Source organism: Cellulosimicrobium composti (assembly GCF_009711085.1).
GTDB lineage: Bacteria > Actinomycetota > Actinomycetes > Actinomycetales > Cellulomonadaceae > Cellulosimicrobium > Cellulosimicrobium composti.
Genome location: NZ_WMKA01000048.1, coordinates 1 through 21,898 on the forward strand (window position 1 = coordinate 1; position 21,898 = coordinate 21,898).

Here is a 21,898-nt window from a genome sequence, read left to right on the forward strand (position 1 = left end):
GCCCTCGAGGCGGCGGCGGGCGTCCCGACGGTCGTCGCGGCCGTGCGCGGCTCGGCCGTGCGCGACGCGCGTGCCGCGACCGGCTGGCCCGTCACGCGCTGGGTCGGCCGGTTCCGGCCCGACCCGCTGCGGCGCATCGGCCTGCGCGCGGGGCCGGCGCCGGGCTCGTCGCGCGCACGGGCCGCGAAGGAGCTCGGCACCGACGTCGGCGAGGTCCGCCCCGAGCTCGCGCGCACGTCGCTGCCCGCCGTCGGCGCGGCGCTGCGGGCCGGTGCGCAGACGGCCGTGCGCGACTACGCGGCCGGGGCGACGGCGGGACTGCCGGACGACTGGGCGCTCGCGGTGCGGCGTCGGGCCTCCGAGGGCGCGGCCGACCTCGCCGACGCGCTCGACCAGGCCGTCGCCGGGACCGAGCTCGAGGCGTCGCGGCGCCCGGTGTGGTGGCGTGTCGTGGGCGCGTTCCAGTGGCTCGTGCTCGCCGCGCTCGTCGTCGGTCTCCTGTGGCTCGCCGCGCTGTGGGGCTTCGTCTACCTGCGCCTGCCGGAGCCGCCGACGCCCGTGCTCACGCTCGGGGGTCCCGGTGCGCTGGAGCTGCCGTGGCCGACGCTGCTCGCGCTCGGCGGGGTCGTCGTCGGGGTCCTCGTCGCGCTCGTCTCGCGCGCCGCCGCCGCCGTGGGCGGGCGTCGCCGCGCCGCGCGCGCCCGGCGTCGCCTGCGCGACGCCGTGGGCCAGGTCGCCGACCGCCTCGTGCGGCTCCCGGTGGGCGAGGAGCTCGCCGCGCTCGCGAGCTGCCGCACCGCGGCCCTCGTCGCCGCGTCCTGACGCCCCACCGCACCACCCCACCCCACCCCACCACCCAGCCCCGGCCGCCGCACCCGCCGAACACGGGGTTGGTGTCGTCATCCGTCCGACAACGACGACAACCCCGTGCTCGACCGCGCGGAGAGTCGTGCTCGGCGGGGGAGAGAATGGTCGACGGCCGGGGCGCACCCGCCGCCGGCGCCCGTCGAGCGAGAGGACCCTCATGACCCGTCTGCACGTGCCCGTCTCCCTGCGGTGGTCCGACCTCGACGCGTACGCCCACGTGAACAACGTCGAGATGTTCCGGCTGCTCGAGGACGCGCGGATCACCGCGTTCTGGACCCACCCCGAGGCGGGGGAGGACGCGTGGCCGACGGCCGTCCTGGAGACCGGGCCCCACGCGACGAGCCACACGCTCGTCGCGCGCCAGGAGATCGAGTACCTGCGGCCGCTCGGCTTCACGCGCACGCCCGTGCGCGTCGAGCTGTGGATCGGGCACCTCGGGGGCGCGAGCCTCGAGGTCTGCTACGAGGTGCACGACGGCGCAGCACGGTTCCCGCGCACGGGCCCGACCTCCGGGGGCGCGCCCTACGCGAAGGCCGCGACGACGATCGTCGTCGTGGACGCCGCGACCGGGTCGCCGCGCCGCATCACCGAGGCCGAGCGCGCGGCGTGGGAGCCGTTCGTCGAGGAGCCGCTGTCGTTCCGCCGGCGCCGCTGAGACCGACGCCCGCCGCTCCCCGCGCCGCGGTCTCGGCCGCGCGTGCGATGTTGCGCTGCATCCCGCCGAACACGACGCCGTGGAAGGGCTTGACCGCCCACCAGTAGAGCTGGCCCGCGAGCCCGTGCGGGTGGAACAGGGCGCGCTGCGCGAAGTACGTGCGGCCCGGCCCGCTCGCGTCCTGCGGTGCGGGCCCGGGCGCGCCGGGGCGCGAGGCCTCCGGCAGCTCGGCCGCGGCGTCGTCGACGCGCAGCTCGAGCCACGCGAGGCCGGGCAGGCGCATCTCGGCGCGCAGCAGCAGGCGGCGTCCCGGCTCGATCGCCTCGACGCGCCACCAGTCGAGCTCGTCGTCCACCCGCAGGTGGCGCTCGTCGCGGCGTCCGCGGCGCAGTCCCGGCCCGCCGGCGAGCCGGTCGAGGAGCCCGCGCACGCGCCACGCGAGCGACCACGAGTACCAGCCGCGCGGGCCGCCGATCTCCTCGACCACGCGCCACAGCACCTCGGCCGGCGCGTCGACGACGGTCCGCCGCTCGTCGACGTAGAGGGAGCCGCCCGCCCAGTCGGGGTCGCTCGGCAGCGGGTCCGACGGCGCGCCGGGCGCCGCGGCGGACGACCACCGCGTCGTGACCTCGCCGTCGTGGATGCGCTCGAGCGCGAGCTCGACGGCCTGGTCGAACCCGAGCAGGCCCTCGGGCGGGTCGGGCACGTAGCGGGCGATGTCGTGCTCGCCGCACACGACCTCGTGCTGGAGCGACTCGACGAGCGGTCGCGCGATGCCCGACGGGACGGGAGTGACCAGCCCGACCCAGTGGCTCGACAGCTTCGGCGTGAGCACGGGCACGCTGACGATCGCGCGTCGCGGCAGCCCCGCGACCCGCGCGTAGCGCTGCATCATCTCGCGGTAGGTGAGCACGTCGGGGCCGCCCACGTCGAACGCGCGCGACACGTCGGGCGGCATCGTCGCGGACCCGACGAGGCAGCGCAGCACGTCGCGCACGGCGATGGGCTGGATGCGGTTGTCGACCCACCGCGGCGTCGTCATCGCGGGCAGCCGCTCGGTGAGGTACCGCATCATCTCGAACGACGCCGACCCGGAGCCGAGGATCACGGCGGCCTGGAGCACCGTCGTCGGGACGCCGGACGCGAGCAGGATGTCGCCCACCTCCTTGCGCGACGCGAGGTGCGGCGAGAGGTCGCCCTCCGGGACGTCCGGGTACATCCCGCCGAGGTAGACGATGCGCCCGACCCCGGCCTCGCGCGCGGCACGCGCGAACGTCAGCGCGGTGCGGCGGTCGCGGGCCTCGAACGTCGGGCCGGTGCCGAGCGAGTGCACGAGGTAGTACGCGACGTCCACGTCGGCGAGGGCGGCCCGGATCTGCTCGAGGTCGCTCGCGTCGGCCGCGACCGCCTCGACGTCGTCGACCCACTCGCGCCCCGCGAGCCGCTCCGGGTGCCGGGCGAGCGCGCGCACGTCGAACCCGGCCCGCAGGAGCTCGGGCACGAGCCGACCGCCCACGTACCCGGTGACGCCCGTGACCGCGGCCCTCACGACAGCAGCTCCAGGAGCTCGCGCTCGGCGCGCGTCGAGCCGATCGTCTCCCCGCGCTCCCACAGGTCGAACAGGCGCGGGTCGATGTACGACGACCGCGCGACGGCGGGCGTGTTGCCGAGCTCCTCCGCGACGTCCTTGACGATGCCCGTGACGACGCGCCGCCGGGCGCGGTCCGAGCGCGGGGGAGCGCCCGCGTCGGCGAGCGCGCGCGCCGCGAGGACCGTCGCGTGCCACGTGCGGAAGTCCTTGGGCGTCGCGTCGTCGCCGAGCCGTTCCTTGATCCCCGCCTGGACGTCCGCGCTCGTGACGTCGTGCCACCGGGCGCGGCCGTCGGGTCCCTGCTCGCGCCACGCGAGCAGCTCCACCCCGCCGCGCCGCCGCTTGAGGGTCGTGACGAGGTCGGCGACGACCGGGTCCTCGACGACGACGTCGCGCACCTGGCCCGACTTCGCCGGGTAGTGGAAGTGCACGCTGCCGTCGCGGCGCACGCGCGCGTGCTCCTTGCGGATCGTCGCGAGGCCGTAGCTCTTGTTCTGCTGGGCGTAGATCTCGCCGCCGGCGCGGAAGTACGCGAGGTCGAGGAGCCGGAACGCGAGCGCGAGCACCTTCGCGCGCCCCATCCCGGGCCGGGCGAGGTCGCGCGCGACCCGGCGGCGGGCGGCGGGAAGGCGCCGACCGACGTCGAGCACGTGGTCGTGCTTGCGCCGGGCCCGGCGCACCTGCCACTGCTCGTGGTAGAGGTACTGGCCGCGCCCCGCGACGTCGCGCCCGAAGGCCTGGATGTGGCCGTTGGGGTAGCGGCAGATCCACACGTCGGTCCAGGCCGGGGGGACGGCGAGGCGCGTGCAGCGCGCGACCTCCTCCTCGTCGGTCAGGGGCAGGCCCTCGACGTCGAGGAACACCCACGAGTCGCCCTTCGGGCGCCGCGAGTAGCCGGGGGAGGTCACGGTCACACGGCGCAGTCGCACCCCGACAGTGTCGGGCGCCGGGCCCGAGGTCGCAGCCCGGGAGGCCCCTCACCGGGGCGCGGCGCCGGGCCGGGGCCCGGCGCGGGCTCGTCACATCGCGGGGACGCGGATCATGCCCTCCTGGGCGATCGACGCGACGAGCGTGCCGTCCTGCGCGAACACGCGCGCGGCGCCGAGCCCGCGGCCGCCCTGGGCGCTCGACGCCGACTGCACGTACAGCAGCCACTCGTCGACGCGCACGTCGCGGTGCCACCACATGGCGTGGTCGAGGCTCGCGATCGAGATGTCGGGGGTGACCCAGCTCGTGCCGGACTGGCGCAGGATCGGCTCGAGCATGACCTGGTCGCACGCGTAGGCCATGAGCGCGCGGTGCAGCAGCTGGTCGTCGCCCACGTCGCCGCGCGAGCGCATCCACACCATCTGGTGGTCCTTGGGCTCGTGGTCCGGCCCGAGGTAGAGCGACCCGCCGACGTGCCGCAGCTCGAACGCCGAGTGGTGCGACCAGAACCGCGCGATCGGGTGGTCGATGCCGCCGAGCACGTCGAGCGCCGACGGCACGTCCTCCGGCGGCGGGGCGTCGGGCATGCGCGACGCGTGCTCGATGCCGCCCTGGAGCTCCTGGAACGAGGAGATCATCGACAGGATCGGCTTGCCGTGCTGGATCGCGTGCGTGCGGCGCGCGCTGAACGAGCGCCCGTCGCGCAGCCGCTCGACCGCGAAGTCGATGGGGACGTCGAGGCCCCCGGGCCGCAGGAAGTACCCGTGCAGCGAGTGGGGGAGCCGCCCGTCGGGGACGGTGCGCCCGGCTGCGAGGACGGCCTGCGCGAGCACCTGGCCGCCGTACACGCGCCCCGTGGGCTGGTGCACGCTCACCCCGCGGAAGTGCTCGGGGTCGGCGGCCGACCCGTCGCCGTCGCCCACCCGCTCCAGACGCAGCACGTCGAGGAGGTGGTGGAGCGGGTTCGGCACCTGCTCGCGCGGGGCGTCGTCCGACGTCGGTCCGGGTGAGGACGAGCGCGACGAGGCGGGCGGCGTGGGCTCGGGGGTCACGGGTGGGGCTCCTTCGCTCGGCGGCGGGTCGGGTCAGTCCTCGAAGGTGTTGAGGAGCGAGTGCGCCGCGCGCTCCAGATAGTCCCACAGCGTCGCCTCCTGGATCGGCGCGAGGCCGAGGGTGTCGACGGCGGCGCGCATGTGGGTCAGCCAGCGGTCGCGCGCGTCGGGGTTGACCTTGTAGGGGGCGTGCCGCATCCGCAGGCGCGGGTGCCCGCGCTGCTCGCTGTACGTCGTCGGGCCGCCCCAGTACTGCTCGAGGAACGCCGTGAGGCGCCAGCGCGCGGGGCCCAGGTCCTCCTCGGGGTACATCGGCTTGAGCACCGGGTCCTCGGCGACGCCCGCGTAGAACGCGTCGACGAGGCGGACGAACGTCTCGTGGCCGCCGACCTCGTCGTAGAAGGTGCGGCTCGGGCGCACCGGCGCGGCGTCGGCGGTCGGGCCGGTCGCGCCGTTCGACAGTCCGGCGACGGGCAGCGACGTGCGGGGGGTGGGCTCGGTCGTCACGCGCCCATCATCGCACCGGCGCCGGGCACGGCCGGGCCGCACGCGGCGACGCGGGCGCATGTCACACGCGACGACCGGACGCACGTCGCTCACCGCGCGGGCGCGCGCCCGGTCGGGGAGGGCAGAGGTCGGTCAGAGGCCGAGGCCGGCGAGGACGGGCAGGTTCTCCCGCACGACGGCGCGCGCCTGGGCCGCGCTCTCGGCCTCGACCGCGAGCCGCGCGAGCCTGCGGCACTCGTCGAGGTCGACCTCGCGCAGCAGCGCCGCGACGTCCGGGATCGCGCGCGCCGTCATCGACAGCGACGACACGCCGAGCCCCACGAGGACGACCGCGAGCACGGGCTGTGACGCCGCCTCGCCGCACACGCCGACGGGCCGGCCCTGCTGCGCGCCGCCCGCGCACGTCGCCTCGACGAGGCGCAGGACCGCGGGCTGCCACGGGTCGCTGAGCTCCGCGAGCGACCCCAGGAGCCGGTCGGCGGCCATCGTGTACTGCGTGAGGTCGTTGGTGCCGATCGACGCGAACGCGGCGCGCGCGAGGATCGGTCCGGCGAGCAGCGCGGCGCTGGGGACCTCGACCATGACGCCCGCGACGTCGAGGCCGTGCGCCCGGCAGCGCTCGACGAACCACTCGGTCTCGCCCACGGTCGAGACCATCGGCGCCATGACCCACACCTCGGCCTCCTCCGCCGCGGCCGCCTGCGCGATCGCGTCGAGCTGCTCCTCGAGCAGCTCGGGCCAGCGCGCGGCGGTGCGCAGCCCGCGCACGCCGAGCGCGGGGTTCTCCTCGTCGTCGACCGTGAGGAAGTGCAGCGGCTTGTCCGCGCCCGAGTCGAGCGTGCGGATGACGACCTTGCGCCCGGCGAACGCGCGGAACACGGTGCGGTAGGCGACGACCTGCTCCTCGACCGTCGGCGGCTGCTCGCGGTCGAGGAAGCAGAACTCGGAGCGGAAGAGCCCGACGCCCTCGGCGCCCGCGGCCGCCGCGGGCTCCGCACCCGCCGGGTCGCCGACGTTCGCGAGGAGCTGGACGCGGTGCCCGTCGCGCGTGCGGCCCGTGCCGTCGAACGTGCGGACCTGCTGGGAGCGCGCCCGCGCGGCCGCGACCTGGGCCTCGGACGGGTGCACGACGACGGTGCCCGCCGACCCGTCGACGAGCACGACGTCCTCCGGGGCGAGCGCCGCGCTCGCCCCCGTCGCGGCGACGACGGCCGGGATGCCCTTGGCGTTGGCGACGATCGCGGTGTGCGACGTCGGTCCGGCGCCGTCCGTGACGATCGCGAGCACGCGCGCCGGGTCGAGCGCCGCCGTCGCCGACGGCGCGAGGTCGGGCGCGACGAGGACGAACGGCTCGGCGTGCTCCGGGACGCCCGGCGCGGGCCGGTCGGTGAGCGCCGCGACGAGCCGGTCGCGCACGTCCGCGACGTCCCGCGCGCGCTCGGCGAAGTAGCCGCCGAGCTCGGTGAACTGGCGCACGACCTCCTCGGCCGCCTCCCACACCGCGCGCTCCGGCACGAGGTGCTCGTCGAGCACGCGGCGACGGGCGTCGGCGGCGAGCGTCGGGTCGGCCGCCATCGCGGCGGTCGCCTCGAGCACGTCGCGCGTCTCGCCGTCGGCCGCGTCGGCCGCGCGCTGCAGGTCGCCGGCGACCCGGGCCGCCGCGGCGTCCACGCGACGCGCCTGCGCCTCGTGGTCCTCACGCGGTCCGAGCCGCAGCCCCCGCGCGGGCTCCTCGATCGGCTCCGGCATGAGCACGACCGGCCCCACGACGGTCCCGGGGCACACCCCGATGCCCGTGATGACCTGCCGTTCCTCGTCCTGGTGTCCGCCCGTCACGACCCTCGCTCCTGTCCGCCTCGGGCGTGCGACCCGGGTGCCCGGGCCGGTGCGCACGCGTGCCCGTCACCGCTCGACCCCGGTCCCGGACGCACACGCCTGTTGCGCGGGCGTTGCCGAGCGGCCTCGATCCGGTGACAACCTCGCCAGGAGACTAGGCTGTTGCCAGGTGCACGGCACCCCGACACCCCGGATCCCGCGCGGGGATCCCCTCGACCCGCCTCAGGAGAGACATTCGATGAGCACCCCCTCGGACCAGAAGGCACAGCAGATCCTCGAAGCCCTCGGGGGCCAGGGGAACGTGGTCGACCTGGAGCCGTGCATCACGCGACTGCGCGTCGAGGTGACCGACCCCCAGCTCGTCGACGAGGCGCGTCTCAAGGCGACGGGCGCCTTCGGCGTCGTGCGCTCGGGCCGCGTCGTGCAGGTCATCGTCGGCCCCGAGGCCGACAACCTCGCCGCGGAGCTCGACGGCCTGCGCTGATCCCGGGCCGGCCCCGCCCGCGGGGCCGGCGCCACCGAGGCGCACCCGCCGACGCCTGCCCGCCGACGCGCGTCGGACGGTACGCGCCCGACGGCGCCCGTCCGCCGTCGCGCGCCCGGATCAGCGCGTCGTGCGCGGCGAGCCCGCGTCGTCGGGTCCCGACGGCGCACCCTCCTCCCGCGTTCCGTCGGCGGCCGCGTCCTCGGCCTGCGCGTCGGGGTCCCGCGGCTCGTCGGGCTCGGAGGGGGAGTGGTCGAGGACGACCACCTGCTGGGCCCCGGCGAGCGGGACCCGCGCGTCGGACAGCGCCAGGCGCACGCTCGCGCGCAGCGCTCGCGCGACCTCCCACTGCATCGCGGCCTGCGTCTTGACCTGCACCTTGAGCTCGAGCGCCTCGGCCGTCATCGCCTCGATGCCGGACACCAGGGGCGGTTCGAGGACGTACGTGCCGAGCACGGGGTCGCTCGCGACCTGCTCGCCGGCGGCCCGCAGCGCCGCGCGCACCGTCTCGACGTCCGCCCAGTACGCGACGCGCACGTCGACCGTCGCGCGGCCCCACTCCTGGGTCTTGTTGCCGGTGCGCAGGATCTCCCCGTTGCGCACGAACCACAGCGTGCCGTCGCCGTCGCGCACCTTGGTGACGCGCAGCGCGACCTCCTCGACCGTGCCCGTGACCTCGCCGAAGTCGACCGTGTCCCCGACGCCGTACTGGTCCTCGAGCAGCATGAACGTGCCGGAGAGGAAGTCCTTGACGAGGCTCTGCGCGCCGAAGCCCAGCGCGACGCCGGCGATGCCCGCCGACGCGAGGAACGGCGCGATGTCGACGCCGAGCTCGGCGAGCACCATGAGCACGATCGTCGCGCCGATGACGATGTTCGCGACGGACCGCAGCACCGACCCCACCGTGCGGGCGCGCTGGGCGCGCCGGGCGCTCGCGAGCGGGTTCGCGCGCAGCAGGACCGTGCCGACGCCCGACTCGCCCACGCCCTGCAGCCGCTTGCTCCGCAGCGCGGGCGTGCCCTGCGCGATCTGCTCCGTGACTCGGCGGATGAGGCGGCGCACGACCGCGAGGACGATCGCGCCGATCCCGACGACGAGGAGCACGCGCAGCGGGAGTCCCACGAACCAGTCGAGCCAGGACTGGGAGTCCGACGGGTCGAACGGCTCCAGGGGCTCGGTGGTGTCGGTGGGCAGCGCCAGGAGAGGGAGCAGGACGGGCTGGGGCATGAGCGCAGGCTACCCGGGCCGGGTGGGCGGACCCCGGGCGCGCCGGGCGAACGCGCTGCTCGCGGGCCCGCGTTCTGGCAGGATGCAGGCGTGAGCGAACCCCCGCAGACGGACCTGCCCGAGCCGTTGGTGCAGCTGGCCGACGCCCACGGCGTCGCGTCCGACTTCTGGGACTTCGACGGCACTCGGCGCCAGGTGCGCGCCTCGACGCTCGTCGCGGTGCTCGAGGCTCTCGGGGTCCCGGCGTCGTCGCCCGAGAAGGTCGCGGTCAGCCTCGAGCACTCGCGCGACGACGCGTGGCGCCAGATGCTGCCGCCGACCGTCGTCGTGAGACAGGGCGACGCGGTGCCCGTGCCCGTGCACGTGCAGGACGGGTCGTCCGTCGCGGTCTGGGTCGAGCTCGAGGCCGAGCCCGCCCGCCACGGGGGGCAACCCGTCGGCCAGCACGCGGCCCGCGCCCCGCGCGAGCGCCGCGACCTCGCGCAGCTCGACGTGTTCGTCGAGCCGCGCACGGTCGACGGGCGGCGCGTGGGCCGCGCGACGTTCGAGGTCCCGGCCGACCTGCCGCTCGGCTGGCACGACCTGCACGCCGAGAGCGACGGCACGCAGGCGCGCGCGACGCTCGTCGTGACGCCGCAGCGCCTCGAGCTGCCCGCGGAGGTCGCCGAGCGCCGCACGTGGGGCTTCATGGCCCAGCTGTACTCGGTGCGCTCGCGCGCTTCGTGGGGCGTGGGCGACCTCGCGGACCTCGCGGACCTCGCATGGCTGTCCGCGCGCGAGGCCGGCGCGGACTTCGTGCTCGTCAACCCGCTGCACGCCGCCGAGCCCCGCACGCCCATGACGCCGTCGCCCTACCTGCCGACGAGCCGGCGCTTCGTCAACCCGCTGTACGTGCGGGTCGAGGACATCCGCGAGACCGCGTACCTCTCCGCCGCGGACCGCTCGCTCGTCGAGTGGGCGTTCGACCCGGTGCGCGACCTCGACACCGATCCGGGCCCGATCGACCGCGACGCCGCCTGGGAGGCCAAGAAGGCCGCGCTCGAGGTCGTGTTCGCTGCGCCGCGCTCGACCGCGCGACAGGCGTCGCTCGACGCGTTCCGGGCCGAGCAGGGCCGGGGCCTCGAGGACTTCGCGACGTGGTGCGCGCTCGCCGACCACTACGGCGACCGCGACTGGCCGCCCGGCGCGTTCGACCCCAACGGGCCGACCGTGGCCGCGCTGCGCGAGCAGCTCGCCGACCGCGTCGAGTTCTACTGCTGGCTCCAGTGGGTCGCCGACGAGCAGCTCCGCGCGGCTCAGCGCACGGCGCGCGAGGCCGGCATGTCGGTGGGGATCATGCACGACCTCGCGGTCGGCGTGCACCCCGAGGGCGCCGACGTGTGGGCGCACCGCGGCGTGCTCGCGACGGGCGTGTCCGTCGGGGCTCCGCCGGACATGTACAACCAGCAGGGGCAGAACTGGTCGCAGCCCCCGTGGCACCCCAAGGCGCTCGCGCGCGCCGGGTACGCGCCCTACCGGGACATGCTGCGCACCGTCCTGCGGCACGCCGGCGCGATCCGGGTCGACCACGTCATCGGGCTCTTCCGCCTGTGGTGGATCCCCGGCGGCGCGCGCGCCGACGCGGGCGCGTACGTGCGCTATGACCACGAGGCGCTCGTCGGCATCCTGTGCCTCGAGGCCCAGCGCGCCGGGGCGATCGTCATCGGCGAGGACCTCGGCGTCTACGAGCCCTGGGTGCGCGACTACCTCGCCGACCGCGGCGTGCTCGGCACCTCGGTGCTGTGGTTCGAGAAGACCGCCGACGGCGCCCCGCTGCCGCCCGAGGACTACCGCCCGCTCGCGCTCGCGACCGTCACGACGCACGACCTGCCGCCCACGGCCGGCTACCTCGCCGGTGAGCACGTCGAGCTGCGCGACCGCCTCGGCGTCCTCACGGAGGACGTCGCGACGGTGCGCCGCGCGGCCCGCGCCGAGCGTGACGCCATGGTCGCGTTCCTGCGCGAGCGGGGGCTCGTGGGCGACGACCCGTCCGAGCGCGAGCTCGTCGAGGCGCTGCACCGCCTCGTGCGCGGCACGCCGTCCGCGCTCGTCGGCGTCTCGCTCGCGGACGCCGTGGGCGAGCGTCGCTCGCAGAACCAGCCCGGCACGGACCAGGAGTACCCGAACTGGAAGGTGCCGCTCGGCGACTCGTCGGGCAACGTCGTCCTGCTCGAGGACCTGTTCGACTCCGCGCGCCTGCGCTCCCTCGCGAAGGCGATGAACGACCCCCTCTGACCCGCCGAGCATGCGGTCGCGGCGCGTCCGGGTCGCCGGACGCGCCACGACAGCATGCTCGGCGCGCTGTCGGTGCCGGGTCAGGCGTCGGCGGCCTGCGCCGCGAGCGCCCGCTCGACGCCCGCGAGGTTCTCGACGACGAGGCGGCGCAGCGCGGGCGCGGCGTCGGCGTTCGCGTCGAGCCACTCCTGCGTCGCGTCGCGCAGCACGGTGCTCGCGAGGGGTGCGGGGTACAGGCCCGTGACGAGCGCCTCCGCGATGTGGTACGACCGCTGGTCCCACAGGGGCAGGAGCGCGTCGAAGTACGCGCCGACGAGCGGCGCGAGCGACTCGGGGTCGTTGACGTGCTGGAAGCCCAGCGTCGTCGCGCGCACGATCGCGTTCGGGGCGTCGTCGGAGCCGACGAGGCGGTCGAACGCCTCACGCTTCGCCTCGGCCGTCGGCACGGTCGCCCGGGCGCGCGCCGCCGACTGCTGGCCGGTCGCCGTCGAGTCGGCGGCGAGCGTCGCCTCGATCTCCGCGTCGTCCGCGAGGTCGAGCAGCACGAGGCCCTCGAGGATCTCCCAGCGCAGGTCGGTGTCGATCTCGAGCCCGTCGAGCGCGGCCGAGCCGTCGAGCAGCGAGCGCAGCGCCTCGCCGTGCGCCGGCGTCGACGCGAGGTGGGCGAAGAACTTCACGAGCTGGAACTGCAGGTCGGACCCGGCGGCGGCCTCCTGCGCGAGCGACCACAGCACGTCACCGACGTGCGCGAGCGTCTCCACGCGGCGCTCGGGCGCGACGTACGTCTTCGTCGCGAGCGCGAGCTGGTTGAGCGTCGTGCGGATCGTCGTGGACTCGGTCTCGCGCGCGATGTTGCCGAGCACGAGGCGCACGTAGTCGCTCGCCGGGGTCTCGCCGTCGCGCGTCGCGTCCCACGCCGAGCCCCACACGAGCGAGCGCGCCAGGGGGTCCGCGAGGTCGGCGAGGTGCTCGGTCGCGACCTGGAGCGACGCGGGGTCGAGGCGGATCTTCGCGTACGCGAGGTCGTCGTCGTTGAGCAGCACGAGCTGCGGGCGGTCGAGGCCGAGCAGCTCGGGGATCTCGGTGCGCGGGCCGTCCACGTCGACCTCGACGCGGTGCACGCGCGTCAGCACGCCGTCCACGAGGTCGTAGAAGCCGATGCCGAGCCGGTGCGGGCGCAGCGTCGGGTGGTCGGCCGGCGCGGTCTGCACCACCGAGAACGTGGTGAAGCGGCCGTGGGCGTCGAGGTCGAACTCGGGCCGCAGCGTGTTCACGCCCGCGGTCTCGAGCCACAGCGCGGACCACGCGCCGAGGTCACGACCGCTCGTGGCCTCGAGCTCGACGAGCAGGTCGCGCAGCTCGGTGTTGCCCCACGCGTGCTTGCGGAAGTACGCCGCGACGCCGGCGAGGAACTGCTCCTTGCCGACCCACGCGACGAGCTGCTTGAGCACCGACGCGCCCTTGGCGTAGGTGATGCCGTCGAAGTTGACGAACACGTCCTCGAGGTCGTTGATCGTCGCGACGATGGGGTGCGTCGAGGGCAGCTGGTCCTGGCGGTACGCCCAGGACTTCTCCATCGCGGCGAACGTCGTCCACGCCTCGCGCCACTCGGTCGCCTCGGCGGTCGCGAGCGTCGACGCGTACTCCGCGAACGACTCGTTGAGCCACAGGTCGTTCCACCACTTCATGGTCACGAGGTCGCCGAACCACATGTGCGCGAGCTCGTGGAGGATCGTCACGACGCGGCGCTCCTTGACGGCGTCCGTGACCTTGGAGCGGAACACGTACGTCTCGGTGAACGTCACGCACCCGGCGTTCTCCATCGCGCCCATGTTGTACTCGGGCACGAAGAGCTGGTCGTACTTGTCGAACGGGTACGGGTGCTCGAACGCGGACTCGAAGAACGCGAAGCCCTCGCGCGTCTTGTCGAACACGTAGTCGGCGTCCATGTGGTCGGCGAGCGACGCGCGGCAGAACACCCCGAGCGGGATGGTGCGGCCGTCGGACGACGTGAGCTCGCTGCGCTCCACGACGTACGGCCCCGCGACGAGCGCGGTGATGTACGACGAGATGCGCGGCGTCGGCTCGAACGCCCAGCGCGCGACCTCGACGTCGCCGGCGCCGGTGCCGGTCGGGTCGGCCGTCGTCCCGAGCGACTCGGGCTCCGGCGTCGGCTGGTTGCTCACGACCTGCCACGCCGCGGGCGCGGTGACGGTGAACGCGAACGTCGCCTTGAGGTCGGGCTGCTCGAACACGGCGAACACGCGCCGTGAGTCCGGCACCTCGAACTGGGTGTAGAGGTAGACCTCGCCGTCGACGGGGTCGACGAACCGGTGCAGGCCCTCGCCCGTGTTCGTGTACGCGCAGTCCGCGACGACGCGCAGCTCGTTCTCGGCAGCGAGGCCGTCGAGCGCGATGCGCGAGTCGGCGAACACCTGCGCCGGGTCGAGCGACCGTCCGTTGAGCACGACCTCGCGCACGGTCGGCGCGACGAGGTCCACGAACGTGCTCGCGCCCTCGGTCGCGGTGAACCGCACCACGGTCGTCGACGCGAACGTCGTCGCCCCCGTCGTGAGGTCGAGGTCGACCTCGTAGGACTGGACGTCGACGATCGCCGCGCGCTCGCTCGCCTCGGCGCGGGTGAGGTTCTCTCCGGGCACTGCATCTCCTCGGTCTCGGGGTCGGGCCGGGCGGCCACGACGTCGGCCTGTGGGCCACGGACGATCATCCCACGCACGACCGCGCGCACCCCCGGAGAAGAGCCCGCGGGAATACGCTGCGGCCGCGTGGCGTCGTGACTGTGGGGTGCCCGCGCGGGCACCCCGCCGCACGCTGCCGCACGACCGACGGCCCGGGCCCGCCGGACCGCCGTCCCACGACGAAGGAGACCCGTCCCGTGACCCTCACCGCGACGACCGACACCACCGCGACCGGGAGCGACGTCCGCGTCGCGGACTTCTGGTTCGACCCCGTGTGCCCCTGGGCCTGGATGACGAGCCGCTGGATGGGGGAGGTCGAGCAGGTGCGCGACGTGACGGTGCGCTGGCACGTCATGAGCCTCGCGGTGCTCAACGAGGGCCGTGACCTGCCCGAGAAGTACCGCGAGCTCATGGACAAGGCGTGGGGCCCGGTGCGCGTCGTCACCGCCGCGCGCGTGGAGCACGGCGACGAGGTCGTCAAGCCCCTCTACGACGCGATCGGGACGCGCCTGCACCCGGGCGGCCGCGACGACTACGACGCCGTGCTGGCGGAGGCGCTCGCGGAGGTCGGGCTGCCGGCCTCGCTCGCCGACGCGGCCCGCTCGGACGCGTACGACGAGCAGCTGCGGGCGTCGCACGCCGAGGGCATCGGGCGCGTGGGCGAGGACGTCGGCACCCCGGTCGTCGCGTTCGGCGACACCGCGTTCTTCGGGCCCGTCGTGACGCCCGCCCCGAAGGGCGAAGCCGCAGGTCGGCTGTGGGACGGGTGCGTCCTCGTCGCGAGCACGCCCGGCTTCTTCGAGCTCAAGCGCACGCGCACGCAGGGCCCCGTGTTCGACTGACGGACACCCGTCCGCGGACCCCGCCGACGGAGGCGTCCGACCGTCGGCGGGGTTCGACCCGCACGGGTGCGGCGTGCCATGCTTCGTCAGGTCGCGGGCGGTGTCAGGAGCGCCCGCCGCCCGGTCGCGCCGGGCGAGTCCGACGAGGAGCCCGCGAGGAGCAGAGCATGTCCCCGAACGCACCCGTGCCACCGCCGCCGCCGCCGCCCGGCGGCGTGCCCGGGGGCGCGGCCGGTCGGGACGACGTCCAGGCGACGACGGCGTTCTCCCCGCCCGTGCACGCCGTGCCGCCGTCGTTCTCGCCGACGAGTGGCCCGACGGCGCAGGCGCCCCGCACGACGCCCGCGGACGGGCAGCCGACGGTCGTCGCGTCGTCGTTCCAGCCGGCGACGGTGCAGCAGGTCACGCCGATCACCCAGCTCCCGACGGCCGCGCAGCCCGCCGTCCCCGCCCCGGCGCCCCCGCAGCGCGTGCGCTACGCGACGGAGCAGAACGGGTTCGGCGTCGCGGCGCCGGTCGGGACGGCCGCGAGCCGCCCGTCGTACCCCGCGGCGGACGCCGCCCCCACGGGCTACGGCGCGACGTCCGCGTACCCGGCGGCGACCGCGGCGTACGACCCGGCGCCGCACGGCGGGTACGGCTCCGTCCCGCAGCAGCACCAGCAGCACCAGCAGCCTCAGCCCGCGTACCACCCGCCGGCCTCGGTCGCGCCCGCGGGAGCGGCAGCGCGCACGTCGGCGGGACCGGCGGGCGGGTCCACCCCGCCGCCCGCGTCCGGCGGCGGCGAGGCGCGCGGCGGCGGGGGCCGCGGGCGCCGGTCCGACCGGCTGAGCCCGGGGTGGATCGCGTTCATCGTCGTCGACGCCCTGCTCGTGCTCGGCGCGATCGTCTTCGCGATCTCGCTCGTCGGCGGCGGGGACGACGACCCGGCCGGCGGCGCGACGACGCCGCCCCCGGCCGCGAGCCCCACGCAGGACGCCGAGGAGGCCGCGCCGCCGGAGCCGACGGTGTCCGAGACGTTCGCGTCGGAGTCGCGCAACATCACGTGCGAGGTCACCGACGTCAGCGCGACGTGCGTCATCGCGCAGCTCGGGACGCAGCCCGCGCCCGTCGACGGGTGCGACGGGACGGTCGGCTACAAGGTGGTCCTCGGCGCCGACGGCAGCGTCGAGCAGCCGTGCGTGCCCGCCGCGGAGCAGCCGCAGCCCGCGCCCGGCGACACGGCGATCCTCGACTACGGCACCTCGAAGACCGTCGGGCCGTTCACGTGCGACAGCGCGGAGACCGGCATGACGTGCCGCGAGACCGCGACGGGCAAGGGGTTCACGATCGCCCGCGCCGGGATCCGCACGCTCTGACCGGGCGCCGGCCGGGCCGGCGCGCACGCCGGGCCCGCGGCGGGGAGCACCCGCCGCGGGCCCGGCGTCGTCGTGTCACCAGATGCGCACGCGCTCCTCGGGGGCGAGGTAGAGCGCGTCGCCCGGCTGGACGTCGAACGCCGCGTAGAACTCGTCCACGTTGCGCACCACGCCGTTGCACCGGAACTCGTTCGGCGCGTGGGGGTCCGTCGCGATGCGCCGCACGACCTCCTCGTCGCGGCCCTTCGCCTGCCAGACCTGGGCCCAGCCGAGGAACACGCGCTCGATGCCCGTGAGCCCGTCGACCACCGGGGCCTCGGACAGCGGTCGACCGAGCGCGATGCGGTACGCCTTGAGCGCGATCGACAGCCCGCCCAGGTCGCCGATGTTCTCGCCGATCGTCAGCGCGCCGTTCACGTGCGGGCCGTCCTCGCCGAGCTGGGCCGGGCGGAACGCGTCGTACTGCGCGATGAGCGCCTTCGTGCGCTTCTCGAACTCCTCGCGGTCCGTCGCGGTCCACCAGTCCTCGAGGCGGCCCGCGCCGTCGTACTTCGAGCCCTGGTCGTCGAACCCGTGCCCGATCTCGTGCCCGATGACCGCGCCGATGCCGCCGTAGTTGACGGCGTCGTCGGCCTCCGGGTCGAAGAACGGCGGCTGGAGGATCGCCGCGGGGAAGACGATCTCGTTCATCCCCGGGTTGTAGTAGGCGTTGACCGTCTGCGGCGTCATGAACCACTCGTCGCGGTCGATCGGGCGCCCGATCTTGCCGAGCTCGCGGTCCTGCTCGAACGCGTGGGCACGGCGCACGTTGCCGACGAGGTCGTCGGGCTCGACGACGAGCGACGAGTAGTCGCGCCACCGCACCGGGTAGCCGATCTTCGGGGTGAAGGCGTCGAGCTTGGCGAGCGCCCTCTCCTTGGTCTCCTCGGTCATCCAGTCGAGCGTCATGATCGACTCGCGGTACGCGGCCACGAGGTACGCGACGAGCTCCTCCATGCGCGCCTTGTGCGACGGCGGGAAGTGGCGGGCCACGTACTGCGCCCCGACGGCCTCGCCGAGCGCCCCCTCGACGACGGACACGCCGCGCTTCCAGCGCTCACGGACCTCCTGCGCGCCCGAGAGGGTGCGGCCGTAGAAGTCGAAGTTCGCCTCCACGAGCTCGTCCGAGAGGTAGGGCGCGCGGGCGGTGACCAGGTGGTACACCATCCACAGCTTCCAGTCCTCGAGGGGCTCGCTCGCCCAGAGCTCGGCGAACCCGGACGCGAAGTCCGGCTCGCGCACGACGACCTCGTCGAACGACCCCTGCGGCGCCCCCAGGGCGAGCACCCACGCGCGCCAGTCGAAGCCGGGCGCCTCGTCGACGAGCGCGGCCAGCGTGCGCGGGTTGTACGTGAGGTCGGCGTCGCGGTCGCGGACGACGTCCCAGTGCTTCGCGGCGAGCCGCGTCTCGAGCGCCATGACGCGCTGCGCCGCCTCCTCGGGCGACGCGCCCCACGTCTCGGCCGTCACGCCCGCGAGCGCGAGCATCCGCGCGACGTGCGGCACGTACTTCTCGCGCACCGGGGCGTACTGGTCCTCGCGGTAGTACGCCTCGTCGGGCAGCCCGAGGCCGGACTGGTAGAGGTAGGCGACGTATCGCTCGGGGTCCTTCGCGTCGTTGTCGACCCAGAAGCCGACCGCGCCCGCGCCGCCCGTGCGCTGCAGCGCGCCGAGCGCGCCGGTGAGCTCGGCCTGCGTCGAGGCCGCGGCGACGAGCGCGAGGTCGGCCTGCAGGGGCGTCGTGCCCAGCGCCTCGATGCGCTCGGTGTCCATGAAGCTCGCGTACAGCGCGCCGACCTTCGCGGCGTCCGGCCCGACGCCCTCGGCGCCCGCGGCGACCTGCTCGCCGAGGTCGGTGATGATCTCGCGCACGTGGAGCTCGGCCTGGTCGTGCAGGGCGCGGAACGCCCCGTCCATGGCGCGGTCGGCGGGGATCTCGTGCGTCGCGAGCCAGCGCCCGTTGACGTGGCGGTACAGGTCGTCCTGCGGGCGGACGGCGGGGTCCAGCGCGTCGAGGTCGATGCCGGAGCGCGCTGCGTCGGTCGTGCCGGACGAGGGCGCCGGCGTGGACGTCGGGGAGGTCTGTGTCATACGTCTCAGGCTACGGCCTCGCCCCGACGTCCAGGGGGCCCGCTGGGGCATGATGGGCGCATGCGCGTTCACATCGCCGCGGACCACGCCGGCTTCGAGCTCAAGACCCACCTCGTGGAGCACCTCGGTGCCGCGGGCCACGACGTCGTGGACCACGGCGCCCACACGTACGACGCCCAGGACGACTACCCGTCGTTCTGCTTCGCCGCGGGCGAGGCGGTCGCCGCGGAGCCGGGCTCGCTCGGCATCGTCATCGGCGGCTCCGGCAACGGCGAGCAGATCGCGGCGAACAAGGTCGCGGGCGTGCGCGCCGCGCTCGCGTGGAACCTCGAGACCGCGCGCCTCGGGCGCCAGCACAACGACGCGAACGTCGTCGCGGTCGGCGCGCGCCAGCACTCCGTCGACGAGGCCGTGGAGCTCGTCGACGCGTTCCTCGCCGAGCCGTTCAGCGGCGACCCGCGCCACCAGCGCCGGATCGACCAGCTCGCGGCGTACGAGCGGTCGCGCGGCGCCTCGGCCTGACGTGCCCGAGGGCCACACCGTCCACCGCCTCGCGCGCGCGTTCGGCGAGCTGTTCACGGGCGAGGCGCTCGCGGTGAGCAGCCCGCAAGGGCGGTTCGCCGCCGGAGCGGCACTGCTCGACGGGCACGTCCTCGTCGCGAGCGAGGCGTGGGGCAAGCAGCTCTTCCTCGGCTTCGCCGACCCCGCGCACGCCGGCGCGGGTCGCACGGCGCCGGACGCCGACGACGTGCGCTGGCTCCGCGTCCACCTCGGGCTGTACGGGGCGTGGACGTTCGCGGGCGACGGCAGCACCGCCGTCGTGCACGCGATCGGTGCCCCGCGCCGCCGCATCGGCGAGCGCGAGACCGTGCCGGCAGGACCGGGGGAGGCCGCGGAGGCCGACGGCGCGTGGTCGCCCCCGCCGCCCCGCGGCGCCGTGCGCGTCCGGCTCGTCGGCGCGCACGCGGTCGCCGACCTCACGGGCCCGACGGCGTGCGAGGTGGTCGACGGCGCGGAGAAGCGTGCGGTCGAGGACCGGCTCGGCCCCGACCCGATCCGGGAACGCGGCCCGGGGGAGCCCGACCCGCGCGAGACGTTCGTCGCCGCGGTCCGGCGGTCGCGCAGCCCCGTGGGTCTGCTGCTCATGAACCAGGACGTCGTCGCGGGTGTGGGCAACATCTACCGCGCCGAGTCGCTGTTCCGCGCGCGGCTCGACCCGCTGCGGCCCGGTCGCGACGTCCCGACCGACGACCTGTGCGCCCTGTGGGACGACCTCGTCGTGCTCATGCGCGACGGGACGCGGACCGGCGCGATCGTCACGACGCGGCCCGAGGACCGCGACCGCGGCCCCGACCTCCCGGACGCGCCCGGGCGCCGTCGCGTCCGGCAGAACACGGACGGTGCGCCCGACGCCGTGCCCGCGGACGAGGCGTTCTACGTCTACCACCGCGACGGGCTGCCGTGCCGCGTGTGCGGCACGCCCGTGCTGCTCAAGGAGCTCGCGGGCCGCAACCTCTACTGGTGCGGCGTCTGCCAGGCGTGACCCCGACGGGCGCGCCCGGGACGACCCGGACGCGCCCGCGGGTCGCGTGACGCCGGAGCCCGCGTCAGAAGACCCAGCTGCAAACGGGCGCGACGGGCCACCCGAACGCCGCGCTCGCGCGCGCGAGCGCCCTGGCGGAGTGCGCGGTGACGAGCCCTGCCGCACCGAGGGCCGCGAGCGACGTGCCGCCGAGGTAGGCCGCGCCGAGCTCGCGCACGTCGAGCGAGAGGTCGGCGGCGTCCTCCGTGCGCTCGACCGTCGCCTCCCCGAAGGCCGTCGCGCGCAGGCGCCAGTGACCCGCGTTGTCGGGCAACCGGTCGTCGGTCACGTGGAGCACGACGTCGACGTCGGCCGCGTACCGCCGCGCCGCGAGGGCCGCCGCGACGTCCACGACCCGCACCCAGAGGTTGTCCGCGAGGCGCGGGGACGCGGAGTGCGGGTCGACGAGCAGGCTCGTGACGACGTCGTCGACCGGGAGCATGAACGGCGTGACCTCGTGCGTGAGGTCGAGGTCGGTGAGCACGCCCCACAGCGCGCGCGCCGCCGCGGCGTCCAGGGCCACGACCTCGCCCGCGCTCACGGGGCCACGCGGGCCGGTCACGTCCCACGAGAGCTTGCGGTGGAACCGGGCGTACCCGCGCGGCTCGCCGTCGAGCTCGACGATCGCGATGCGCGTCGGCTCGCGGTCCTTGCGCCACACCTTCGCGTCGTCCCAGAACACGGCGTCGAGCTCGGGCGTCTCGCGCGCCGCCCACCCGGGCCGGTTGACGCCCGCGCCCTGACCCGTCGGGTCGGCGCCCGCGCGCGCGTGCAGGTCCGCGACGAGCGCGCCGTGACGGGCCCGGTCCGCGCGCTCGATGCGGACCGTGTGCCGCTCGGCCCCCGGAACGTCGCGCAGCGCAGCGCCGCGCGGGACGGTCAGCCGCACGTCGTCCGCGGCCTTGCCGTACCCGAAGCGTCCGTAGATCGCGGCCTCCGCGGCGAACAGCGCGGACACGGGCTCGCCGCGCTCGCGGCACCGCGCGAGGTGCGTGTCGATCATCGCGGAGAGGATCCCGCGGCGGCGGTGCCCGGGGTGCACGCCCACCCACGTCAGCCCCGCCACGGGCGCCGTCGACCCGGGGACGGGGAACCGCGAGAACGGGTACGACGCGTGCATCGCCACGAGCTCGCGCCGCACGGGCCGCGCACCGTCCACCGGTGCGGCGTCGTCGTCCGCGTGCTCGCGCACCACCCCGAGCACGCGCTCCCACGTGAGGGGGAACGGGAGGTCGACGAGCTCGTCGACCTCGACGGGTGACGGGAACGTCGTCGTGTCGAGCTCGAGCACGTCGCGGTGGTCGGCCACGGTCAGGGGGACGAGCTCGTAGCCGTCGGGGAGCGCGGCGGGGTGGTGGTCGGTCATGCGCCGATCCTCGCGGCTCGTCCGTCGTCGCGCCAGGACAATCCGGGCGGCTAGAGTCGGTGCGCATGGCACGAGGCACGCGCGGTCGCACGACGGACGGGCCACCCGCCGGCACCCGGACCGACGAGCCCGACCGCACGGCGCTCGCGGCGCAGTACGCGGCGGCGGTGCTCGCGCTCGTGCGGCAGGTCCCCCCGGCGCGCGCGACGACGTACGGGCTCGTCGCGGAGATCGTCGCCGAGTCCCTGGGTCGTGGCGGGCCGCGGCAGGTCGGGCAGGTGCTCGCCGGGTCGTCCGGCGTGGACGACGACGGCGCCCCCGTCCCGTGGTGGCGCGTCGTCAACGCGGCGGGGTCGCCGCCCGCGCACCACCTCGACGCCGCGCTCGCCGAGCTGCGCGCCGAGGGCTGCCCGCTGACGCGTGACGGGCGCCGGGTCGACCTGCGCCGCGCCGTCTGGTTCCCCGGCTCCGACGGGCCCGGGGCCGACTGACACGAGCGCG

Annotated in this window: 17 protein-coding genes and 1 pseudogene; 9 read left to right on the plus strand and 9 right to left on the minus strand. The window is 75.6% G+C overall.

The genetic code is table 11. The annotated features are described in order from the left end of the window. A pseudogene (locus tag GJV82_RS19565) lies at positions 1 to 822 on the plus strand (GTP-binding protein HSR1); the annotation flags it as partial. 202 nt (positions 823 to 1,024) lie between these two features. Then, on the plus strand, positions 1,025 to 1,522 hold the full coding sequence (locus tag GJV82_RS15940) for an acyl-CoA thioesterase (protein ID WP_155099916.1): 498 nt from the start codon (positions 1,025 to 1,027) through the stop codon (positions 1,520 to 1,522). On the opposite strand, the gene GJV82_RS20240 is transcribed toward GJV82_RS15940, so the two are convergent. The 5 genes from GJV82_RS20240 to ptsP form a co-directional block, all read right to left on the minus strand. Beyond that, positions 1,452 to 3,071, minus strand: a complete 1,620-nt coding sequence (locus tag GJV82_RS20240) for an SDR family oxidoreductase (protein ID WP_318657730.1) — start codon at positions 3,069 to 3,071, stop codon at positions 1,452 to 1,454. The genes GJV82_RS15940 and GJV82_RS20240 overlap by 71 nt on opposite strands. Then, positions 3,068 to 4,042, minus strand: a complete 975-nt coding sequence (locus tag GJV82_RS20245) for a DNA topoisomerase IB (RefSeq protein ID WP_318657731.1) — start codon at positions 4,040 to 4,042, stop codon at positions 3,068 to 3,070. The genes GJV82_RS20240 and GJV82_RS20245 overlap by 4 nt, the downstream gene beginning before the upstream one ends. A 90-nt stretch (positions 4,043 to 4,132) precedes the next feature. Further along, on the minus strand, positions 4,133 to 5,092 hold the full coding sequence (locus GJV82_RS15950; RefSeq protein ID WP_376739838.1) for an acyl-CoA thioesterase: 960 nt from the start codon (positions 5,090 to 5,092) through the stop codon (positions 4,133 to 4,135). A 33-nt stretch (positions 5,093 to 5,125) separates the two neighbouring features. Next, positions 5,126 to 5,512, minus strand: coding sequence for a globin (locus tag GJV82_RS15955; protein WP_024842191.1), 387 nt, complete (start codon positions 5,510 to 5,512; stop codon positions 5,126 to 5,128). Positions 5,513 to 5,731: 219 nt separating this feature from the next. Continuing rightward, a complete protein-coding gene (gene ptsP / locus GJV82_RS15960; protein WP_318657732.1) occupies positions 5,732 to 7,435 on the minus strand; it encodes a phosphoenolpyruvate--protein phosphotransferase in 1,704 nt (567 codons plus the stop codon). Positions 7,436 to 7,673: 238 nt separating this feature from the next. On the opposite strand from ptsP, the gene GJV82_RS15965 reads away from it, so the two are divergent. After that, positions 7,674 to 7,919 (plus strand): glucose PTS transporter subunit EIIB, encoded by a 246-nt coding sequence (locus GJV82_RS15965; RefSeq protein WP_024842193.1) that lies wholly within the window; start codon positions 7,674 to 7,676, stop codon positions 7,917 to 7,919. A gap of 120 nt (positions 7,920 to 8,039) precedes the next feature. Here GJV82_RS15965 and GJV82_RS15970 read toward each other — a convergent pair whose 3' ends face one another. After that, positions 8,040 to 9,146: a mechanosensitive ion channel family protein gene (locus GJV82_RS15970; protein WP_155099918.1), complete on the minus strand. Its 1,107-nt coding sequence runs from the start codon at positions 9,144 to 9,146 to the stop codon at positions 8,040 to 8,042. Between the two features lie 90 nt (positions 9,147 to 9,236). Here GJV82_RS15970 and malQ point away from each other — a divergent pair, with 90 nt between their 5' ends. Then, a complete protein-coding gene (malQ, locus tag GJV82_RS15975; RefSeq protein ID WP_318657733.1) occupies positions 9,237 to 11,420 on the plus strand; it encodes a 4-alpha-glucanotransferase in 2,184 nt (727 codons plus the stop codon). An 80-nt stretch (positions 11,421 to 11,500) separates the two neighbouring features. Here the strand turns inward: malQ and pepN are convergent, their stop codons facing one another. Continuing rightward, positions 11,501 to 14,080, minus strand: a complete 2,580-nt coding sequence (pepN, locus tag GJV82_RS15980) for an aminopeptidase N (protein WP_318657734.1) — start codon at positions 14,078 to 14,080, stop codon at positions 11,501 to 11,503. A gap of 236 nt (positions 14,081 to 14,316) precedes the next feature. Here pepN and GJV82_RS15985 point away from each other — a divergent pair, with 236 nt between their 5' ends. Both GJV82_RS15985 and GJV82_RS15990 read left to right on the plus strand, forming a co-directional pair. After that, positions 14,317 to 14,961: a mycothiol-dependent nitroreductase Rv2466c family protein gene (locus tag GJV82_RS15985; RefSeq protein WP_318657735.1), complete on the plus strand. Its 645-nt coding sequence runs from the start codon at positions 14,317 to 14,319 to the stop codon at positions 14,959 to 14,961. Positions 14,962 to 15,128: 167 nt separating this feature from the next. After that, positions 15,129 to 16,319: a hypothetical protein gene (locus GJV82_RS15990; protein WP_155099919.1), complete on the plus strand. Its 1,191-nt coding sequence runs from the start codon at positions 15,129 to 15,131 to the stop codon at positions 16,317 to 16,319. Positions 16,320 to 16,394: 75 nt separating this feature from the next. On the opposite strand, the gene GJV82_RS15995 is transcribed toward GJV82_RS15990, so the two are convergent. Further along, positions 16,395 to 18,449: a M13 family metallopeptidase gene (locus tag GJV82_RS15995; protein WP_155099920.1), complete on the minus strand. Its 2,055-nt coding sequence runs from the start codon at positions 18,447 to 18,449 to the stop codon at positions 16,395 to 16,397. Between the two features lie 60 nt (positions 18,450 to 18,509). On the opposite strand from GJV82_RS15995, the gene GJV82_RS16000 reads away from it, so the two are divergent. After that, entirely contained in the window at positions 18,510 to 18,971 is a 462-nt protein-coding gene (locus tag GJV82_RS16000) for a ribose-5-phosphate isomerase (RefSeq protein WP_024842200.1), read from the plus strand. A gap of 1 nt (position 18,972) precedes the next feature. Beyond that, positions 18,973 to 19,992 (plus strand): Fpg/Nei family DNA glycosylase, encoded by a 1,020-nt coding sequence (locus GJV82_RS16005; protein WP_318657736.1) that lies wholly within the window; start codon positions 18,973 to 18,975, stop codon positions 19,990 to 19,992. A 64-nt stretch (positions 19,993 to 20,056) separates the two neighbouring features. On the opposite strand, the gene GJV82_RS16010 is transcribed toward GJV82_RS16005, so the two are convergent. Next, positions 20,057 to 21,397 carry a GNAT family N-acetyltransferase gene (locus tag GJV82_RS16010; RefSeq protein ID WP_155099921.1) on the minus strand — a complete coding sequence of 447 codons (1,341 nt, stop codon included), beginning with the start codon at positions 21,395 to 21,397 and terminating at the stop codon, positions 20,057 to 20,059. Between the two features lie 65 nt (positions 21,398 to 21,462). Between GJV82_RS16010 and GJV82_RS16015 the strand changes: the two genes are divergently transcribed. Then, positions 21,463 to 21,888, plus strand: coding sequence for an MGMT family protein (locus GJV82_RS16015; RefSeq protein ID WP_155099922.1), 426 nt, complete (start codon positions 21,463 to 21,465; stop codon positions 21,886 to 21,888). Positions 21,889 to 21,898 lie beyond the last annotated feature (10 nt).